This is a genomic window from Curtobacterium sp. PhB146, assembly GCF_004342995.1.
Lineage (GTDB): Bacteria > Actinomycetota > Actinomycetes > Actinomycetales > Microbacteriaceae > Curtobacterium.
The window spans coordinates 1,539,281-1,554,915 of the sequence record NZ_SMBN01000001.1 but is presented as its reverse complement, the minus strand read 5'-3'; the positions used below and the strand labels follow the sequence as shown (position 1 = coordinate 1,554,915).

16 protein-coding genes are annotated in these 15,635 nt (G+C 69.9%); 8 read left to right on the top strand and 8 right to left on the bottom strand.

Annotation, left to right across the window (positions count from 1 at the left end):
- The first annotated feature begins 111 nt into the window (after positions 1 to 111).
- Together EDF33_RS07515 and EDF33_RS07510 are read left to right on the top strand one after the other, a co-directional pair.
- Entirely contained in the window at positions 112 to 765 is a 654-nt protein-coding gene (locus EDF33_RS07515; RefSeq protein WP_131878483.1) for an FMN-binding negative transcriptional regulator, read from the top strand.
- Positions 765 to 2,231 (top strand): amidohydrolase family protein, encoded by a 1,467-nt coding sequence (locus EDF33_RS07510; protein WP_132099643.1) that lies wholly within the window; start codon positions 765 to 767, stop codon positions 2,229 to 2,231. The genes EDF33_RS07515 and EDF33_RS07510 overlap by 1 nt, the downstream gene beginning before the upstream one ends.
- Positions 2,232 to 2,237: 6 nt before the next feature.
- Here EDF33_RS07510 and EDF33_RS07505 read toward each other — a convergent pair whose 3' ends face one another.
- From EDF33_RS07505 to EDF33_RS07495, 3 genes are read right to left on the bottom strand one after another with little or no spacing between them, the layout of a single operon-like run.
- Complete coding sequence (locus EDF33_RS07505; RefSeq protein ID WP_132099642.1) at positions 2,238 to 3,167, bottom strand: DNA-formamidopyrimidine glycosylase family protein; 930 nt, start codon at positions 3,165 to 3,167, stop codon at positions 2,238 to 2,240.
- A 9-nt stretch (positions 3,168 to 3,176) separates the two neighbouring features.
- Positions 3,177 to 3,674 (bottom strand): ribose-5-phosphate isomerase, encoded by a 498-nt coding sequence (locus EDF33_RS07500; protein WP_123293994.1) that lies wholly within the window; start codon positions 3,672 to 3,674, stop codon positions 3,177 to 3,179.
- Positions 3,675 to 3,696: 22 nt separating this feature from the next.
- Positions 3,697 to 4,305, bottom strand: a complete 609-nt coding sequence (locus EDF33_RS07495) for an XRE family transcriptional regulator (RefSeq protein ID WP_132099641.1) — start codon at positions 4,303 to 4,305, stop codon at positions 3,697 to 3,699.
- On the opposite strand from EDF33_RS07495, the gene EDF33_RS07490 reads away from it, so the two are divergent.
- On the top strand, positions 4,304 to 4,831 hold the full coding sequence (locus EDF33_RS07490) for a GNAT family N-acetyltransferase (protein WP_132099640.1): 528 nt from the start codon (positions 4,304 to 4,306) through the stop codon (positions 4,829 to 4,831). The two genes, EDF33_RS07495 and EDF33_RS07490, sit on opposite strands and share 2 nt — an antisense overlap.
- A 52-nt stretch (positions 4,832 to 4,883) precedes the next feature.
- Here EDF33_RS07490 and EDF33_RS07485 read toward each other — a convergent pair whose 3' ends face one another.
- Positions 4,884 to 5,549, bottom strand: a complete 666-nt coding sequence (locus EDF33_RS07485; RefSeq protein WP_131878475.1) for a DsbA family protein — start codon at positions 5,547 to 5,549, stop codon at positions 4,884 to 4,886.
- A gap of 122 nt (positions 5,550 to 5,671) precedes the next feature.
- On the opposite strand from EDF33_RS07485, the gene pepN reads away from it, so the two are divergent.
- From pepN to EDF33_RS07470, 3 genes are all read left to right on the top strand, one after another.
- Positions 5,672 to 8,251: an aminopeptidase N gene (gene pepN, locus EDF33_RS07480; protein WP_132099639.1), complete on the top strand. Its 2,580-nt coding sequence runs from the start codon at positions 5,672 to 5,674 to the stop codon at positions 8,249 to 8,251.
- A 75-nt stretch (positions 8,252 to 8,326) separates the two neighbouring features.
- Positions 8,327 to 9,394: a mechanosensitive ion channel domain-containing protein gene (locus EDF33_RS07475; RefSeq protein WP_132099638.1), complete on the top strand. Its 1,068-nt coding sequence runs from the start codon at positions 8,327 to 8,329 to the stop codon at positions 9,392 to 9,394.
- On the top strand, positions 9,391 to 9,885 hold the full coding sequence (locus EDF33_RS07470; protein WP_132099637.1) for a globin: 495 nt from the start codon (positions 9,391 to 9,393) through the stop codon (positions 9,883 to 9,885). Before EDF33_RS07475 ends, EDF33_RS07470 begins: the two co-directional genes overlap by 4 nt.
- Positions 9,886 to 10,065: 180 nt before the next feature.
- Here EDF33_RS07470 and EDF33_RS07465 read toward each other — a convergent pair whose 3' ends face one another.
- Together EDF33_RS07465 and EDF33_RS07460 are read right to left on the bottom strand one after the other, a co-directional pair.
- Positions 10,066 to 10,908 (bottom strand): NAD-dependent epimerase/dehydratase family protein, encoded by an 843-nt coding sequence (locus tag EDF33_RS07465; protein WP_132099636.1) that lies wholly within the window; start codon positions 10,906 to 10,908, stop codon positions 10,066 to 10,068.
- Positions 10,909 to 10,945: 37 nt separating this feature from the next.
- The gene (locus EDF33_RS07460) at positions 10,946 to 11,647 is read right to left on the bottom strand and encodes a hypothetical protein (protein WP_131878469.1); all 702 of its coding nucleotides are present in this window, start codon (positions 11,645 to 11,647) and stop codon (positions 10,946 to 10,948) included.
- A 47-nt stretch (positions 11,648 to 11,694) separates the two neighbouring features.
- Between EDF33_RS07460 and EDF33_RS07455 the strand changes: the two genes are divergently transcribed.
- On the top strand, positions 11,695 to 12,558 hold the full coding sequence (locus EDF33_RS07455) for an acyl-CoA thioesterase II (protein ID WP_123294002.1): 864 nt from the start codon (positions 11,695 to 11,697) through the stop codon (positions 12,556 to 12,558).
- Here the strand turns inward: EDF33_RS07455 and EDF33_RS07450 are convergent.
- Complete coding sequence (locus EDF33_RS07450; RefSeq protein WP_131878467.1) at positions 12,545 to 13,000, bottom strand: thioesterase family protein; 456 nt, start codon at positions 12,998 to 13,000, stop codon at positions 12,545 to 12,547. The two genes, EDF33_RS07455 and EDF33_RS07450, sit on opposite strands and share 14 nt — an antisense overlap.
- Before the next feature lie 32 nt (positions 13,001 to 13,032).
- Positions 13,033 to 14,718 carry an energy-dependent translational throttle protein EttA gene (ettA, locus tag EDF33_RS07445; protein WP_111086790.1) on the bottom strand — a complete coding sequence of 562 codons (1,686 nt, stop codon included), beginning with the start codon at positions 14,716 to 14,718 and terminating at the stop codon, positions 13,033 to 13,035.
- Positions 14,719 to 14,908: 190 nt separating this feature from the next.
- Between ettA and EDF33_RS07440 the strand changes: the two genes are divergently transcribed.
- Positions 14,909 to 15,634, top strand: coding sequence for a hypothetical protein (locus EDF33_RS07440; RefSeq protein WP_132099635.1), 726 nt, complete (start codon positions 14,909 to 14,911; stop codon positions 15,632 to 15,634).
- The last annotated feature ends 1 nt before the right edge of the window (position 15,635 follow it).

Sequence of the window (15,635 nt, the reverse complement as noted above, 5' to 3'; positions counted from 1 at the left end):
AGCCCCCGGCACAATGCTTCTTTCAATGAACTCTGAAACTTTTACCGTTCTGAAACACTGGCGAAACGACAGGTGTCGCGCTCGACCGGGGCCGTGTGCCACGCTCGGACCATGCGGCACACACCCCACTTCCTGATGACGGACGTCGACGAGGTCAAGCGCCTCGTCGCCGGCAACCCGTGGGCCACGATCGTGTCGCACACCGACGCCGGGATCGTCGCGTCGCACTACCCGTTCCTGCTCGAGACACCCGGGCCGGACGACGACCCCGACCAGGTCGTCCTCGTCTCGCACGTCGGCCGCCCCGACGAACTCGCGCACGAACTCGGCCGCCACGAGGTCCTGGTCGTGGTGCAGGGTCCGCACGGCTACGTCTCCCCCGCCTGGTATCCGCCCGAGCAGTTCGTCCCGACCTGGAACCACGTGACCGCCCACCTGTGGGGCACGCCCGAGCTGCTGTCCGACGACGAGAACTTCCGGGTGCTCGGCGAGCTCGTCGACCACTTCGAGCGCGTCATGCCGGAGCCGGTCTCGCTCGAGATCGACGAGGAGACCGCACGCCGGATGGCGAAGGGCACCGTGGGCATCCGGATCCGGGTCACCCGGTTCGACGCCCGTGCGAAGCTCTCCCAGAACAAGGCCCCCGAGGTCGTCGACCGCATCATCGCCGGTCTGCGCGGCGACGGCCCCTACGCGTCGCCGGCGCTCGCCGACGAGATGGAGCGAGCGCACGCTGCGCGCGCCGACGACCGGGAGGCTCGGTGATGGAGATCCTGCTCCGCACCGTCCGCAGGGTGGGCACCTCCGGGGCCCCTGCCGACGTCCGCATCGCCGACGGCCTGGTCACCGAGATCGCGCCTGCCGGCACGCTCGACCCCGCCGGTCCCGACACCGAGGTCGTCGAGGCGGCCGGCGCCTGGCTCGGCCCCGGCCTCCGCGACCACCACACGCACTTCGACCAGTGGGCCCTCGTGCGCCGCCGCGTCGACGTCTCCGGCTGCGACTCCGCGGAGTCGACCGCCGACCTCCTCGCCGCGGTCGCGCGGACCGGGGTGCCGGACCGCGTGCTGATCGGCCACGGCTACCGCGACGGGTTGTGGCCGACCCCCGCACGACGCGAGCTGCTCGACCAGGCCGCACCGGGCCTCCCGGCCGTCGTCATCAGCGGTGACCTGCACGCGGTCTGGTGCAACGCCCTCGCGCTCGCGCACTTCTCCGCACTCGTCGGCCGCTCGCTCGAGGCGGGTGACGACGGGATCCTGCGCGAGCAGGACGCCTTCGACGTGACCGGTGCGCTCTCGCAGGTGCCGGACGACCTGCTCGACGGGTACGTCGCCGACGCCGTGGAGGCCGCTGCCGCGCGCGGTGTGACGGGCATCGTCGACCTCGAGATGCGCTTCGGCCTCGACCGCTGGGCGCGCCGGATCCACGCCGGCACCGACGCCCTCCGGGTGGCGTCCGGCGTCTACCCGGCCGAACTCGACGCGGCGATCGACCGCGGACTCCGCACCGGTGACGTCGTCGACCGGACCCGCGGCCTCCTCACGATGGGGCCGTTCAAGGTCGTCACGGACGGCTCGCTCGGCACCCGGACCGCGGCCATGGCCGACGGATCCGGCGTGCTGGCGTGGGAGTTCGACGACCTCGTCGCGATCACCCGCCGAGCCGTCGACGCCGGACTCGTGCCCGCCATCCACGCCATCGGCGACCGGGCGAACACCCTCGCGCTCGACGTCTTCGAAGCCGTCGGCGCCCGCGGCACCATCGAGCACGCACAGCTGCTCGTCGACACCGACGTCGACCGGTTCGCCAGGCTCGGGGTGGCCGCCTCGGTGCAGCCCGAGCACGCCATGGACGACCGCGACATCGCCGACCGGCACTGGGCGGGCCGCACCGACCGTGCCTTCGCGTTCGCGTCGCTCGCCCGAGCCGGTGCCCGGCTGCTGCTCGGGTCGGACGCCCCCGTCGCGCCGCTCGACCCGTGGATCTCGATGGCGGCGGCCGTGGGACGCGACCGGGACGGCCGCGACCCGTGGCACCCCGCCGAACGACTCTCGGCGCTCGCCGCGTGGCAGGGGTCGACGGACGGTCGGGTCAGCGTCGCGGTCGGTGACGTCGCGGACCTGGTGCTCGTCGGGTCGGACCCGCTGGCAGCGTCGTCGTCCTCGTTGCGGTCGATGCGCGTGCTCGCGACCGCGATCGCCGGACGGTTCACGTACTCAGAGCTCTGAAGCGCGCTACTTCTGGTCCTTCGGGCACCAGTAGAGCTTCCGGCCGGCCATGTCGGCCACCCGGATCTCGGTGCCGCACACCCGACAGGGCTCACCCTGGCGGTGGTAGACCCAGTGCCGGTCCTTGCGCGACCGCTGCGCCTTCTTGTACTCGGCGTCGGACAGGCCGTCCATCGTCATCATCAGGCCGTCGCGGACGCCGTCGTGCAGCAGCTTCGACCAGTCCGCCCACAGCGCCTTCGCCTGCTTGACGGTGATCTTCTTGCCGACCTTGTACGGGTCGATGCGCTGCCGGAACAGCAGCTCGGCCCGGTAGATGTTGCCGATGCCGCTCACCACGGACTGGTCCATGAGCAGCTGGCCGATGGCGACGTTCCGCTTCCGGACGTTGTCCACGAACGTCTTCTCGGCCTCGGGACCGTCGTCGTTCATCGGGTCGGGGCCGAGCTTGTCGAGGGCACGCTGCACCTCGGCCGGGGTCTCCACCACGCAGGCCGTCGGGCCGCGCAGGTCGGCGACGGTGTCCTCGGTCAGGATGCGGACGCGCACCTGGCCGACGGGGTCCGGCGGGAACGACTCGATCGGGTCCTCGACCTTCTCCTGCTCGGCCATCCGGTACCGCGCCAGGCGTGGAGCACCGATGGAGGTGAGCGATTCCTCGCCGTCGTCGTCGGCCGACAGCGCCGTGGCGGTCGACAGGTCGCCGGCGAAGTCCCACGCACCGTAGAGCCCGAGGTGGACGCGCAGGAACAGATCACCCTCGAACTCGAGGAACGTCTGCTTCGCCACCGCACGGGCAGCGATCATGCGCTTGCCGTCGATCTGGGCGGCCCCGGCGGCGAACCGCCCCTGCGGACTGGACACCTCGCAGCGCTTGCCGACGAAGTGCCGGGTGAACTGGTTGGCGATTCGGTGGACGGAGTGACCCTCGGGCATGGGACCTGTCTACTCGGCCGAGCCGTCGATCTGCTTGCCGGCGATGTGCCCCGTCTGCTCGTACTCGGCCAGCTGCGCGATGCGGCGCGCGTGACGCTCCTCGCCCGAGAACGGCTCGGCGATGAACAGGTCGACGAAGCGGATCGCTTCGTCCTCGGTGTGCTGGCGCGCACCGATCGAGATGACGTTCGCGTCGTTGTGCTGGCGTGCGAGGAGTGCGGTCGACTCGTTCCAGACGAGCGCTGCGCGGACGCCCTCGACCTTGTTCGCGGCGATCTGCTCACCGTTGCCGGAGCCGCCGAACACGACACCGAGCGCCTGGACGCCGGCACGCTGGTCCTGCACCACGGCGTGCGCGGCGTTGATGCAGAACGAGGGGTAGTCGTCGAGCGCGTCGTACTCGGTCGGTCCGTGGTCCACGACCTCGTGCCCGGCTTCGGTCAGGTGCGTTGCGAGGGTCTGGTTGAACTCGAGGCCGGCGTGGTCCGTTCCGAGGTGGATGCGCATGGAACCGATCCTATTCCTGCGACTACTGCCCCCGGACCACCACGACGACGTACCGCGTGAGCCCCTCGCCCGGGTTCCGGTAGACCACGTCGGCGGGGTCACCGAGCTCGATCCGGTCCCCCGCGGCGAGCCGCGTCGGCTCGCCGCCGACGACGAGCTCGAGCACGCCGTCGACCACCCAGATGCAGTGCCGCAGGAACGCGTAGGCGGACGCCGGGTAGGCCACTTCGCGGCCGGCCGGGAGGCGCACCTCGGTGACGTCCGCGGGGAACGCCGCACTCGAGACCGGACGGCGGCGGTACCCGGTGTCGGGATCGGTCCAGGACTCCGCGGTCGCGCCGCGTTGGATGCCACGTGCGTCGTCGGGGTCGGTCGCCCTGGGCACCTCGTGCTCGAGGGCTTCGTCGAGGAGCTGCGAGATCGTCAGGCCGAAGGCGCCGGAGAGCCGGCCGAGGATCGTCGCGGTGGGGCTCGACACCCCGCGCTCGACGCGGTTGATCATCGCGCGGGAGACACCGGACTCCTCGGCGAGCTCGGTGAGGCTCCACTTCCGTTCGGTGCGTAGGCGCTGGAGACGCTCGCCGAGGGCCCGTTCCGCGAGACCCGGCTCGTCGTCTACGATGTGAGACATGACGACAGCATATGCGACGAACGGGACGGATCCGGTCGTGGTGCGCGATTGTGGACCCCGTGACCTCGACGTCGTGCACGCCCTGCACGTCGACGCCGTGCTGCACTCCACCGCCATCTGGCAGGAGACCCCGCACCCTCGCGCGTACTTCGACGGCTGGCTGGCCGAACGGCAGGGCAATGGGTACCCGGTGCTCGTCGCCGAGGTCGACGGCACCGTGGCCGGGTACGCCACGTACTCGCAGTGGCGGCCGCACCACGGGTATCGGCTGACCGTCGAGCACAGCGTCTACGTGGTCGAGTCGTTCCGCGGTCGGGGGATCGCCTCGACCCTGATGCGGTCGCTCGTCGAGCGGGCGACCGCCGAGGGCCGGCACGTCATGATGGCCGGGATCTGCAGCACGAACACCGGGTCGATCGCCCTGCACGAGAAACTCGGGTTCAGCACGGTCGCGGTCGTGCCCGAGGTCGGACGCAAGTTCGACCGCTGGCTGGACCTGACGCTCATGCGCCTGCCGCTCGCCTGACGCGAGCCGAGGGGCGGGGGCGAGCCGCGCCTCCCGTCCGCTTGCCGGAGCGTCAGGCGGTGGTGTCGAAGATCGGGCCGACGGTACGCGAGCGCTTGAGCTCGAAGAAGCCGGGGTACTTCGCCACGGCGACGACGCCGTCCCACAGGTCGAGCGCCTCCTGGCCCTTGGGGGCCGGGGAGATGACCGGGCCGAAGAACGCGGTGCCGGCGACGGCGATGACGGGCGTGCCGACGTCCTGTCCGACGCGGTCGATGCCGTCCTGGTGGCTGACGCGCACGGCGGCGTCGACCTCGTCCGTCCAGGCGTACTCGAGCAGGTCGGCGTCGAGGCCGAGTTCCGCGAGCACGGCGGGGACCACCTGGTCGGGGTCCTGCTCCTGGCGGTGGTGGATGTGCTCACCGAGGGCGTCGTAGAGCGGCTTCACGATGTCCTGGCCGAGCCGGAGCCGCGCCGCCGTGACGATGCGCGGGTAGAGCTGCCCCTTGTGGATGCGCTCGCGGTACTCGTCGGGGATGTCCTGGTCCTCGTTCAGGACGAACAGGCTCATCACCTTCCACGTGACGTCGAGGTCGCGGTGCTCAGCGACCTCGCCCACCCAGCGGCTCGTCATCCAGGCCCAGGGGCAGTTCGGGTCGAACCAGAACTCCACGGTGGTGCGTTCGGTCGGGTGTTCCGTCGTGTGTTCCGTCGTCTTGTCCACAGTCGTCTCGCTCACGCTCCGAGCGTACGCGGCGTCGCTAGGCTGGGGATGACCGTCCCGCCGGTGCACGACGCCGTGCCGGGACTCCCCCTCGCGGACCACGATCGTCCGCGTCCTCAGCGAAGATGGAGCGTTGCGTGCCCGGAGAGAACCTCACCAGAACCGAAGCCCAGGAACGTGCCGGCATCGTCAGCGTGCAGACGTACGACGTCGAGCTCGACCTGACCCGCGGCGCCGAGACGTTCGGCAGCACCACCCGCGTGCGCTTCACCGCGACCGCCGGTGCGTCCACGTTCATCGACGCGATCACGAAGACCGTGCACTCCGTCACCCTGAACGGCACGGCGCTCGACGTCGCCGCGGTGAACGACGGCGTCCGCATCCAGCTCGACGACCTGCAGGAGCAGAACGAGCTCGTGGTCGTCAGCGACGCGCTGTACACGAACACCGGCGAAGGCCTGCACCGCTTCGTCGACCCCGTGGACGACGAGGTGTACCTGTACTCCCAGTTCGAGGTCCCCGACTCGCGCCGCATGTTCGCGGTGTTCGAGCAGCCCGACCTCAAGGCACAGTTCTCCTTCACCGTGACGGCGCCGTCACGGTGGCAGGTCGTGTCGAACTCCCCGACGCCCGAGCCCCACGTCGACGGTGAGAACGCGACCTGGGCCTTCCCGCCCACCGCGACCATCTCGAGCTACATCACGGCGCTCATCGCCGGCCCGTACGAGGTCGTCCGCGACGAACTGACGAGCAGCGACGGCCGGACCGTCCCGCTCGGCGTCTTCGCGCGCAAGTCGCTGGCCGAGTACCTCGACCCCGAGTACGTGTTCGAGACCACGAAGAAGGGCTTCGCCTACTACGAGGAGAAGTTCGACGTCCCGTACCCGTTCGAGAAGTACGACCAGCTCTTCGTGCCGGAGTTCAACGCCGGCGCGATGGAGAACGCGGGCGCGGTCACGTTCACCGAGACCTACGTCTTCCGCTCGAAGGTGACCGACGCCATCAAGGAGCGCCGGGTCGTCACGATCCTGCACGAGCTCGCCCACATGTGGTTCGGCGACCTCGTCACCATGAAGTGGTGGAACGACCTGTGGCTGAACGAGTCGTTCGCCGAGTGGGCCTCCACGATCGCCACCGCCGAGGCCACCGAGTGGACCGAGGCCTGGACCACGTTCCAGGCGATGGAGAAGTCCTGGGCCTACCGCCAGGACCAGCTGCCCTCGACCCACCCGATCGTCGCGACGATCAACGACCTCGAGGACGTCCAGGTCAACTTCGACGGCATCACGTACGCCAAGGGCGGCTCCGTCCTGAAGCAGCTCGTGGCGTGGGTCGGCATCGACGCGTTCTTCGCCGGTGTCTCGGCCTACTTCAAGAAGCACCACCACTCGAACACCGAGCTGCGTGACCTGCTCGTCGAGCTCGAGGCCACCAGCGGCCGCGACCTGTCCGAGTGGTCGAAGCTCTGGCTCGAGACCGCGGGCGTCAACACGCTCCGCCCGGAGATCGAGGTCGACGCGTCCGGCGCGATCACCGCGTTCGCCGTCCTGCAGGAAGCGCCGGCCGACTACCCGACGCTCCGCCCGCACCGCCTGGCCATCGGCGTCTACTCCTTCGGGACGGACGACTCCGCGCCGTTCGGTGCCGACACCGCGTCGTCCGGCGGCAAGCTCGAGCGCGTGCACCGCGTCGAGATCGACGTCGACGGCGCACGCACCGAGGTCCCCGAGCTCGTCGGCGTGCAGCGCGGCGACCTCGTGCTCCTCAACGACGACGACCTGGCCTACGCCAAGATCCGTCTCGACGAGCAGTCCCGCACGACGGCGATCGAGCACCTCGCGGCCATCGCGAACCCGCTCGCCCGCTCCATCGTGTGGGGTGCGATGTGGGACGCCACGCGCGACGCCGAATCGCCCGCCAGCGACTACGTCCGGCTCGCGCTCGGCAACATCGCGACCGAGTCCGAGTCGACGACCATCCGCACGACCCTGTCGCAGCTGCTCCTGACGACGCGCAACTACGTGGCGCCGTCGAAGGTCGACGCCACGGTCCGCACGGTGGGCGAGACGCTCTGGCAGCTCGCGGCCTCGGCCGAGGCCGGCTCGGACGCCCAGTTCCAGTTCGTGAAGTTCTTCGCGCAGATCGCGTCGACACCCGAGCACGTCGCCACCCTGCAGGGGCTGCGCGACGGTTCGGTCACACTGAACGGGCTCGAGATCGACACCGACCTGCGCTGGGAGCTGCTCGAGGGCCTCGTGCTCGCCGGTGCCGCCTCCGATGCCGAGGTCGACGCCGAACTCGCGGCCGACAAGACCGCGTCGGGTGAGCAGGCCGCGGCCCGCGCCCGTGCGACGATCCCGACCGCCGAGGGCAAGCTGGCCGCCTTCGCGTCGCTCGTCGACTCCTCCGAGCTGCCGAACGCGATCGTGCGCCAGACCACGGTCGGGTTCCAGCACGTGAACAGCCCCGTCGTGCTCGAAGGCCTCGTGCCGAAGTACTTCGAGGTGCTCACCCGTATCTGGGCCGAGCGCAGCTACCACATGGCCGACACCATCGTCTCGGGCCTCTACCCGGCGCCGCTCGCGTCGGCCGAGCTCCGCGACGCCGCCCACGCGTGGCTCGAGGCGCACCCGGAGACCCCGGCGCTGCGGCGCATCGTGTCCGAGAGCGTCGCGGGCACGGAGCGTGCGCTCCGGGTGCAGGCTGCCGACGCCTGAGCTCGAGTGACTGATCGGCGGGGTCTTGGCGTTCCTCATGGAACGCCGAGGCCCCGCCCTTAGCATCGACCGGATATGACCTTGGCTGCAGAGACCTCCGACGTCCCGAAGTGGGCATCCAACGCGTTCACCCAGTTCGTCGACGCCTGGCACATTCCGATCACGATCGTGATCACGATCATCGCGGCGATCATCCTGCGCGTGATCCTCCGCCGGATGATCAAACAGATCGTCGACCGTGTCGTGAACGGCGTGAAGAAGCGTCAGGGCGCCGAGGACACGCAGGCACTCATCGCGTCGCCGGTCCAGACCGCGCGCGTGGTGCAGCGGACCCGCACCCTGGGCAGCGTGCTCGAGAACCTCGCGACGGTCATCGTCGTGGTGGTGGCCCTTGCGATCATCATCCCCGTGGCGATCCCGAACGCCGCCGTCGGCATCGTCGGTGGCGCGTCGCTCGTCGCTGCGGGCCTCGCCGTCGGCGCGCAGTCGATCGTGAAGGACCTGCTGTCCGGCATCTTCATGATCCTCGAGGACCAGGCCGGCGTCGGCGACGTCGTCGACACCGGGCAGGCCACGGGCGTCGTCGAGAACGTCGGACTCCGTGTCATGCAGGTGCGCGACGTCAACGGGATCCTGTGGTTCGTGCCGAACGGGCAGATCCTGCGCGTCGGCAACCTGTCCCAGGGCTGGTCGCGCGTCCTCGTCGACATCACCGTCCCCTACGACACCGACATCGACGCCGTGCAGGACGCCCTGCTCGCGGCCGCCGTCACCATGTCGCAGGAGCCCCGCTGGCGCCAGCGCATCGTCGAGAAGCCCGAGATCTGGGGGCTGCAGTCGGTCTCCCCCGACGGCATGGTGTTCCGGCTCGTCGTGAAGACCCGCGCCTCCGAACTCGACGTCGTCGGCCGCGAACTCCGCGCCCGCCTGAAGCACGCCGTCGACGAGATCGGAGTCACCCTGCCGGCGATGGCGATGATCATGCCCGAGGGCTGGGAGAACGCGACCTCGATCAACGGGCTGCGGTCGGTGCAGACGCGGCCCACCCCGGCGCCGACCAAGCCGCGCCGCCCCAAGCGCAACGTGCTCGGGCAACCCATCCGGACCGACGACCACCACGACGGCGGGAAGGACCCCCAGTGACCGATCCCACACCTCCGAGCAGCGGTCCCGGCGGGGCTGGTCTCGGCGTGCCTGGCGTGTCGGGTGTTCCGGCGCAGCCCATCACGCTTCGCGTCGGCGAGCACGGCGTCTCGGCCACCGGCTCGCTCTTCGACCGCATTGGCGGCGCCCCGACCTTCGACCGGCTCGTCCGCCGGTTCTACGAGGGCGTGCAGCAGGACGACGTCATCTGGCCGATGTACCCGGCCGACGACCTCGAGGGCGCGATCTGGCGCCTGTCGGCCTTCCTGCAGCAGTACTGGGGCGGGCCGGGCACCTACAGCGAGGAGCGCGGACACCCCCGGCTCCGGATGCGGCACAACCCGTTCCGCATCACGTCCGAGGCCCGCGAGCGCTGGCTGCACCACATGCGTGAGGCCGTCGAGTCCCTGCAGCTCGCACCCCTCGACGAGGCCGAGCTCTGGGCGTACCTCGACCGCGCCGCGCACGCCATGACGAACACCTTCGACTGACGCCTGGTCTTCAGCCGTCCAGGTTCCGACTGCCGCCCAGGTTCCGACTGCCGCCCAGGTTCCGAAATCTGCACATCTCGGCGCCGCCTCGTGCCGTTCGTGGAACCTCGGCGAACGACGCGCGGCGTGTTGTGGAACCTCGACGGCGCTGACGCCGTCGTCGAGGGCCGTTCGTCGTCCTCAGCGCGCGTACGAGCCGGTGGCGAGGTCCTGGACCAGGGACGGGTGCGTCGGCTTCCACCCGAAGGCGGAGCGGGCGTGGGCTCCGGACGCCTCCTGGTGCAGGAGCAGCGCGTCGGCGAAGTCCCCGCCGAGTCGCTCGCGCGAAGCATCGACGCTCTCGGCGACGACCGGTGCGCCGTGCGCTCCCGCTTCGGCGAGTTCGCGCACCGTCGGGTTGTCCCCGGTCGCGGCGACGATGTACCCGTCCTGCTCGGCACGCTCCAGCGCGAGGACGTAGAGCTCGCCGAGGTCGTCGACGTGCACCGTGGTCCAGCGCTGCGAGCCGTCACCGACCAGCGTGACCGGCTGGGTGCCGTCGCTGACGAACATCGCGGGGATGCCGGCACCCCGCCCGTACACGATGCCCGGGGCGACGATCGTGGTCCGCACGTCGCTCGCCCGCACGGCAGCCTCGTTCGCCGTGCGCCACGACGTCAGCTCGGGCGGATCGATCGGCGACTGCTCGGAGATGTCCGTCGAGTTGCCGAAGGTGAAGATGCCGCCGGTGTGCACGAACGGCTTCGGTGTGCCGGCGGACGCGCGCAGGACCGTCGCGGTGAAGTCCGGGTCGACGTCGGGCGCGGACGCCGTGTGGACGACGCCGTCGGTCTCGTGCACCAGTCGTTCGACGACCTCGGTGTCGGTGACGTCCCCGACGAGGGCGTGCCCACCGGCGTCACGCACGTGCTGCGCCTTCTCGTCGGAGCGGACGATGGCGGTCACCTCGTGCCCGTGGGCGACGAGGGCGCGGAGGACGGAAGAGCCGATGTACCCGGACGCACCGGTGAGCAAGACGTGCATGCGGCCAGCCAACCACCTGGCCAGGACGGGACGTTCGCTACAGGTTCAGGGTCCAGGCGCGGCGTTTGACGAGCACGTGCCCGCGCGACGTCGTCAGACGGCTCCACGGACCGGTCTCGAACAGGCGGACCGGGTCGTGCCCGAGGAAGCCGAGGCTCTCCCCCGCGAAGCCTGCACCAGCGGGCAGGTGCTCGATGCCCGGCACCGGACGGCCCCAGACCTCGGATCGCACCTTGCGGATGATCGCCTCACCCGCGTTGGTCGGGACGGCGTCGGCGACCTCGGCGATGCCGTCACGGGTGGCGCGGCGCAGCAGCTCCGGCGAGACGTCGGGCAGCGGCACCCATCCGCCACGGGGCGGGGAGATCGCCGCCCACGTCACGGTGTGGACCTCGTGCGGGAGCTCGACCTCGATCGGTGTGGCCCGCGTCGGGTCGGCGCCGTCGGCGTGCTCGGCGTCCTGTTCCTCGGCGAGGAGCCGGAGCCGCTCGAGCAGGGACTGCAGCGGCACCACGGCGTCGATCGTCGCGGGCTCGGTGAGCGAGAACGTGCGGAGGCCGAGCACCGTCGGCAGCTCGTCGAGGAGTCCGAGGGGGTACAGGATCGCCGTGTAGACCGCGAGGACACCGGAGTCGGCGATGAACCGGACCGAACCGTCCTCGATCCGAGCGGCACGTCCGAGGTACGTGCGGAGGTCCCCTAGGGAGGCGGCGTCGGGAAGCGTGAACGAGGTGCCCATGTCGAACCGATCCTACCGGCGCACCCTGTGTTCGTAGACTGCACCACGTGAACGGCGAACCCGACTTCCTGCGGACACTCCGACTCGAGGACACCGGTGCGAGCACGGGTGAGACGATCCTCACCGGCGCGAACCACTGGTCCCCCGGCGGGCGGGTGTTCGGCGGCCAGGTGCTCGCCCAGTGCATCGTCGCTGCGCAGGCCACCATCGAGGGGCGTGACATCCACTCGATGCACGGGTACTTCCTGCGTCCCGGCGACATCGACGTGCCGATCACCTTTGGCGTCGAACGCATCCACGACGGTCGGTCCTTCGCGACACGTCGCGTGCAGGCCTACCAGCGCGGAGTTCCGATCTTCTCGATGATCGCGTCGTTCCAGGTGCCGGACACCGGGGTCGAGCACCAGGACCCGTACCCGGTGGACACGCCGTCACCGGAGTCGCTGCCGTCCGCCGCGTCGATCCTGTCCACCATCGACCACCCCGTCGCCAAGGCCTGGGCCGAGCGCTCGATCGACCTGCGGCACGTCGAGGGACCGGTGTTCGTCGACGTGCAGGGCGAGCACGTGCCGCACCAGGCGGTCTGGTTCCGTGTGCAGGGCGACCTGCCGGACGACCCGGCGCTGCACCGTGCGGTCCTCGGGTACGCCAGCGACCTGTCGATCCTCGAACCGATCATGCGGCGGCACGGCGTCGCCTGGGGCACGCCCGGCGTGAAGAGCGCCAGCCTCGACCACGCGATGTGGTGGCACCGCGACGGTCGGGCCGACGAGTGGATCCTGTACACGCAGGAGTCCCCCAGCGCCCAGGGCGGCCGGGGGCTCGCGTTCGGTCGGATGTTCTCCCGCGACGGACGCCTGCTGGCGACCGTGGCGCAGGAGGGCATGATGCGGGTCCCTACGGGCGGCTGAACTCCACCGGGGCCTCGAGGTACTGCTCGCACGCCGCACGCTCGGCCGCGGTCAGCCGCCGAGGACGGTTCGTGGCGGCGTCCACCATGACGAGCGCGGTCGTCGCCCGGGTGTAGAGCTCGGCCGGCTGCTGCCCGACCGGCGACCAGACCTCGTACGACACGTCGACGCTCGCCCCACCGAGCCGCCCGATCCACATCTGGATGTCGAGCGGCTGGCGCAGGTACGGGATCGACGCGAGGTACTCGAGGCGCTGTCCGGCGATCACCGTCATCGTGCCGGAGCCCGGCCGACCGTCGATGATCGGCTCGGGCAGGCTGCCGTCCGCCGTCAGCTCACCCGCGTCCGGACCCCAGAACCCCACGATGCGCGCCTCTTCGAGCAGGCGCAGCATCGCGGAGTTGTTGACGTGGCCGTAGGCGTCGATGTCGCTCCACCGCATGCGGATGGGAGCGTGCAGTCTCGCCACGCGGGTCAGTCGCGGGTGAGCTTGCGGTACGTCGCGCGCCCGGGCTTCGCGGCATCGGCACCGAGGCGCTCGATCTTGTTCTCCTCGTACGCCTCGAAGTTGCCCTCGAACCAGTACCAGTTCGGCGTGCCGTCCTCGTTGAGGCCTTCCCACGCCAGGATGTGGGTCGCGATGCGGTCGAGGAACCACCGGTCGTGGGTGATGACCACGGCGCAACCGGGGTACTCGAGCAGGGCGTTCTCGAGGCTGCCGAGGGTCTCGACGTCCAGGTCGTTCGTCGGCTCGTCGAGGAGCAGCAGGTTGCCGCCCTGCTTGAGCGTCAGCGCGAGGTTCAGACGGTTGCGCTCGCCACCGGACAGGATGCCGGCCCGCTTCTGCTGGTCCGGGCCCTTGAACCCGAACTGCGAGACGTACGCGCGGGACGGGATCTCGGTCTTGCCGACCTGGATGTAGTCGAGCCCGTCGGACACGACCTCCCACAGGTTCTTGTTCGGGTCGATGCCGCCACGGCTCTGGTCGACGTACGAGATGTCGACCGTGTCGCCGATCTTCAGCGTGCCGCCGTCGAGGGGTTCGAGCCCGACGATCGTCTTGAACAGCGTCGTCTTGCCGACACCGTTCGGGCCGATGACGCCGACGATGCCGTTGCGGGGCAGCGTGAACGACAGGTCACCGATGATGACGCGCTCACCGAACTGCTTGTGCAGCTTCTCGGCGTCGATGACCTGCGAGCCCAGACGCGGGCCCACGGGGATCACGATCTCCTCGAAGTCGAGCTTGCGGGTGCGCTCGGCCTCGGTGACCATCTCTTCGTACCGGGCGAGACGGGCCTTCGACTTCGCCTGACGACCCTTGGTGTTGCTGCGGACCCAGTCGAGCTCGGAGGACAGGCGCTTCGCGAGCTTCGCGTCCTTCTTGCCCTGCACCTCGAGGCGCGCACGCTTCTTCTCGAGGTACGTCGAGTAGTTGCCCTCGTACGGGTAGAGGCGACCACGGTCGACCTCGGCGATCCACTGGGCGACGTGGTCCAGGAAGTACCGGTCGTGGGTCACGGCGAGGACGGCACCGTGGTACTGCTGCAGGTGCTGCTCGAGCCACTGCACGCTCTCGGCGTCCAGGTGGTTGGTGGGCTCGTCGAGCAGGAGCAGGTCGGGCTTCTGGAGCAGGAGCTTGCAGAGCGCGACGCGACGCTTCTCACCGCCGGACAGGTGCGTGACGAGCTCGTCCCCCGGGGGGCACTGGAGCGCGGCCATGGCCTGCTCGAGCTGCGAGTCGAGGTCCCACGCGTCGGCGGCGTCGATCTCTTCCTGCAGCGTGCCCATCTCGGCGAGGAGCGCGTCGAAGTCGGCGTCGGGCTCGGCCATCAGCGCGGAGATCTCGTTGAAGCGGGCGAGCTTCGCGTGGATCTCGCCGACGCCTTCCTGGACGTTCTCGAGGACGGTCTTCGTCTCGTCGAGCTCCGGCTCCTGCATGAGGATGCCGACGGTGAAGCCCGGCGTGAGCTTCGCCTCACCGTTCGACGGCTGGTCGAGACCGGCCATGATCTTCAGGATCGTCGACTTGCCCGCACCGTTCGGTCCCACGACGCCGATCTTGGCGCCGGGGAGGAACGACATCGTGACGTCGTCGAGGATCAGCTTGTCGCCGACCGCCTTGCGGGCGCGGACCATCTGGTAGATGTACTCAGCCATATCGGCCCCAAGTGTAGTGACCCCGTCGGTGCGTCGCGCGCCCGGAACGGGATCGCCGCTTCGCGCACCCGGCGGGACGGGGGTCTGTCGGGATCCCTGGCGACGACGTAGGTTGTCCTCGCCAACCACCTCGGGGACCGTCGCTCACCACGACGCGGACCGATCCAGGATCACGGACGGGATGACAACCATGACCAGGCACGCCACACGACTGCGCCGACTCGCGCTCCCCTTCGTCGGAGCGATCGCGCTCACCGTCGCCCTCGTCGCACCGGCCGCGCCGGCATCGGCCGCCGGTGCCGTCCCGAAGGGGAACCCGTACCTGCTCTACACGGCGAGCATCAGCGCCAACGGGTCCGGCACGGGCTACTCGTCGTACATCAACGTCCACGACGCCCACAACAACGCCTACTCCTTCGGCATCCAGTCGGACAAGGGGTCCCCCGAGAGCAAGGGCAAGCCGCGCTACATCTGGGAGCGCGTGCAGAACGGCAAGTTCACCTACGGCTACCTCGGTCCGGCGACGAACAAGCTCACGCCGATCGGGATGCGCTGGTACAAGAACGACGTCGCGACGATGATCGTGAACCACAAGACGATCGGCACCCTCGAGCTCAACCTGGACGGCCGGCTGTTCTTCAACGCCGAGGCGAACGCCCGACTCAATGGCGACGTCGTGCACTCGACCGTGCAGAACACGCGCATCACCGTCGGCGACCGGAAGGGCCAGACCGGCCTGAACGGCACGTGGAACACGAGCTTCTCGTTCCGCGGGCTGAAGGCGACGCAGACGAACAAGCCGAGGATCCAGGGCGCGACCTTCAAGATCGACGGCCGGGTCGCCGGGCTGCCGCGCGGTGGGAACTGGGACACCGAGCAGGTGTCCGGCATCGCGATGATCGCGCAGAAGTGGTGAC

Bases quoted from the DNA above. Each gene is read 5' to 3' on its own strand.
- EDF33_RS07510 (WP_132099643.1), top strand. From the start codon at position 765: ATGGAGATCCTGCTCCGCACCGTCCGCAGGGTGGGCACCTCCGGGGCC.
- EDF33_RS07450 (WP_131878467.1), bottom strand. From the start codon at position 13,000: ATGCGGTGGAGCGACATCGACGCCTACGGCCACGTCAACAACTCCGCG.
- EDF33_RS07515 (WP_131878483.1), top strand. From the start codon at position 112: ATGCGGCACACACCCCACTTCCTGATGACGGACGTCGACGAGGTCAAG.
- EDF33_RS07465 (WP_132099636.1), bottom strand. From the start codon at position 10,908: ATGCACGTCTTGCTCACCGGTGCGTCCGGGTACATCGGCTCTTCCGTC.
- EDF33_RS07440 (WP_132099635.1), top strand. From the start codon at position 14,909: ATGACCAGGCACGCCACACGACTGCGCCGACTCGCGCTCCCCTTCGTC.
- ettA (WP_111086790.1), bottom strand. From the start codon at position 14,718: ATGGCTGAGTACATCTACCAGATGGTCCGCGCCCGCAAGGCGGTCGGC.
- EDF33_RS07505 (WP_132099642.1), bottom strand. From the start codon at position 3,167: ATGCCCGAGGGTCACTCCGTCCACCGAATCGCCAACCAGTTCACCCGG.
- EDF33_RS07495 (WP_132099641.1), bottom strand. From the start codon at position 4,305: ATGTCTCACATCGTAGACGACGAGCCGGGTCTCGCGGAACGGGCCCTC.
- EDF33_RS07475 (WP_132099638.1), top strand. From the start codon at position 8,327: ATGACCTTGGCTGCAGAGACCTCCGACGTCCCGAAGTGGGCATCCAAC.
- EDF33_RS07490 (WP_132099640.1), top strand. From the start codon at position 4,304: ATGACGACAGCATATGCGACGAACGGGACGGATCCGGTCGTGGTGCGC.
- EDF33_RS07460 (WP_131878469.1), bottom strand. From the start codon at position 11,647: ATGGGCACCTCGTTCACGCTTCCCGACGCCGCCTCCCTAGGGGACCTC.
- EDF33_RS07500 (WP_123293994.1), bottom strand. From the start codon at position 3,674: ATGCGCATCCACCTCGGAACGGACCACGCCGGCCTCGAGTTCAACCAG.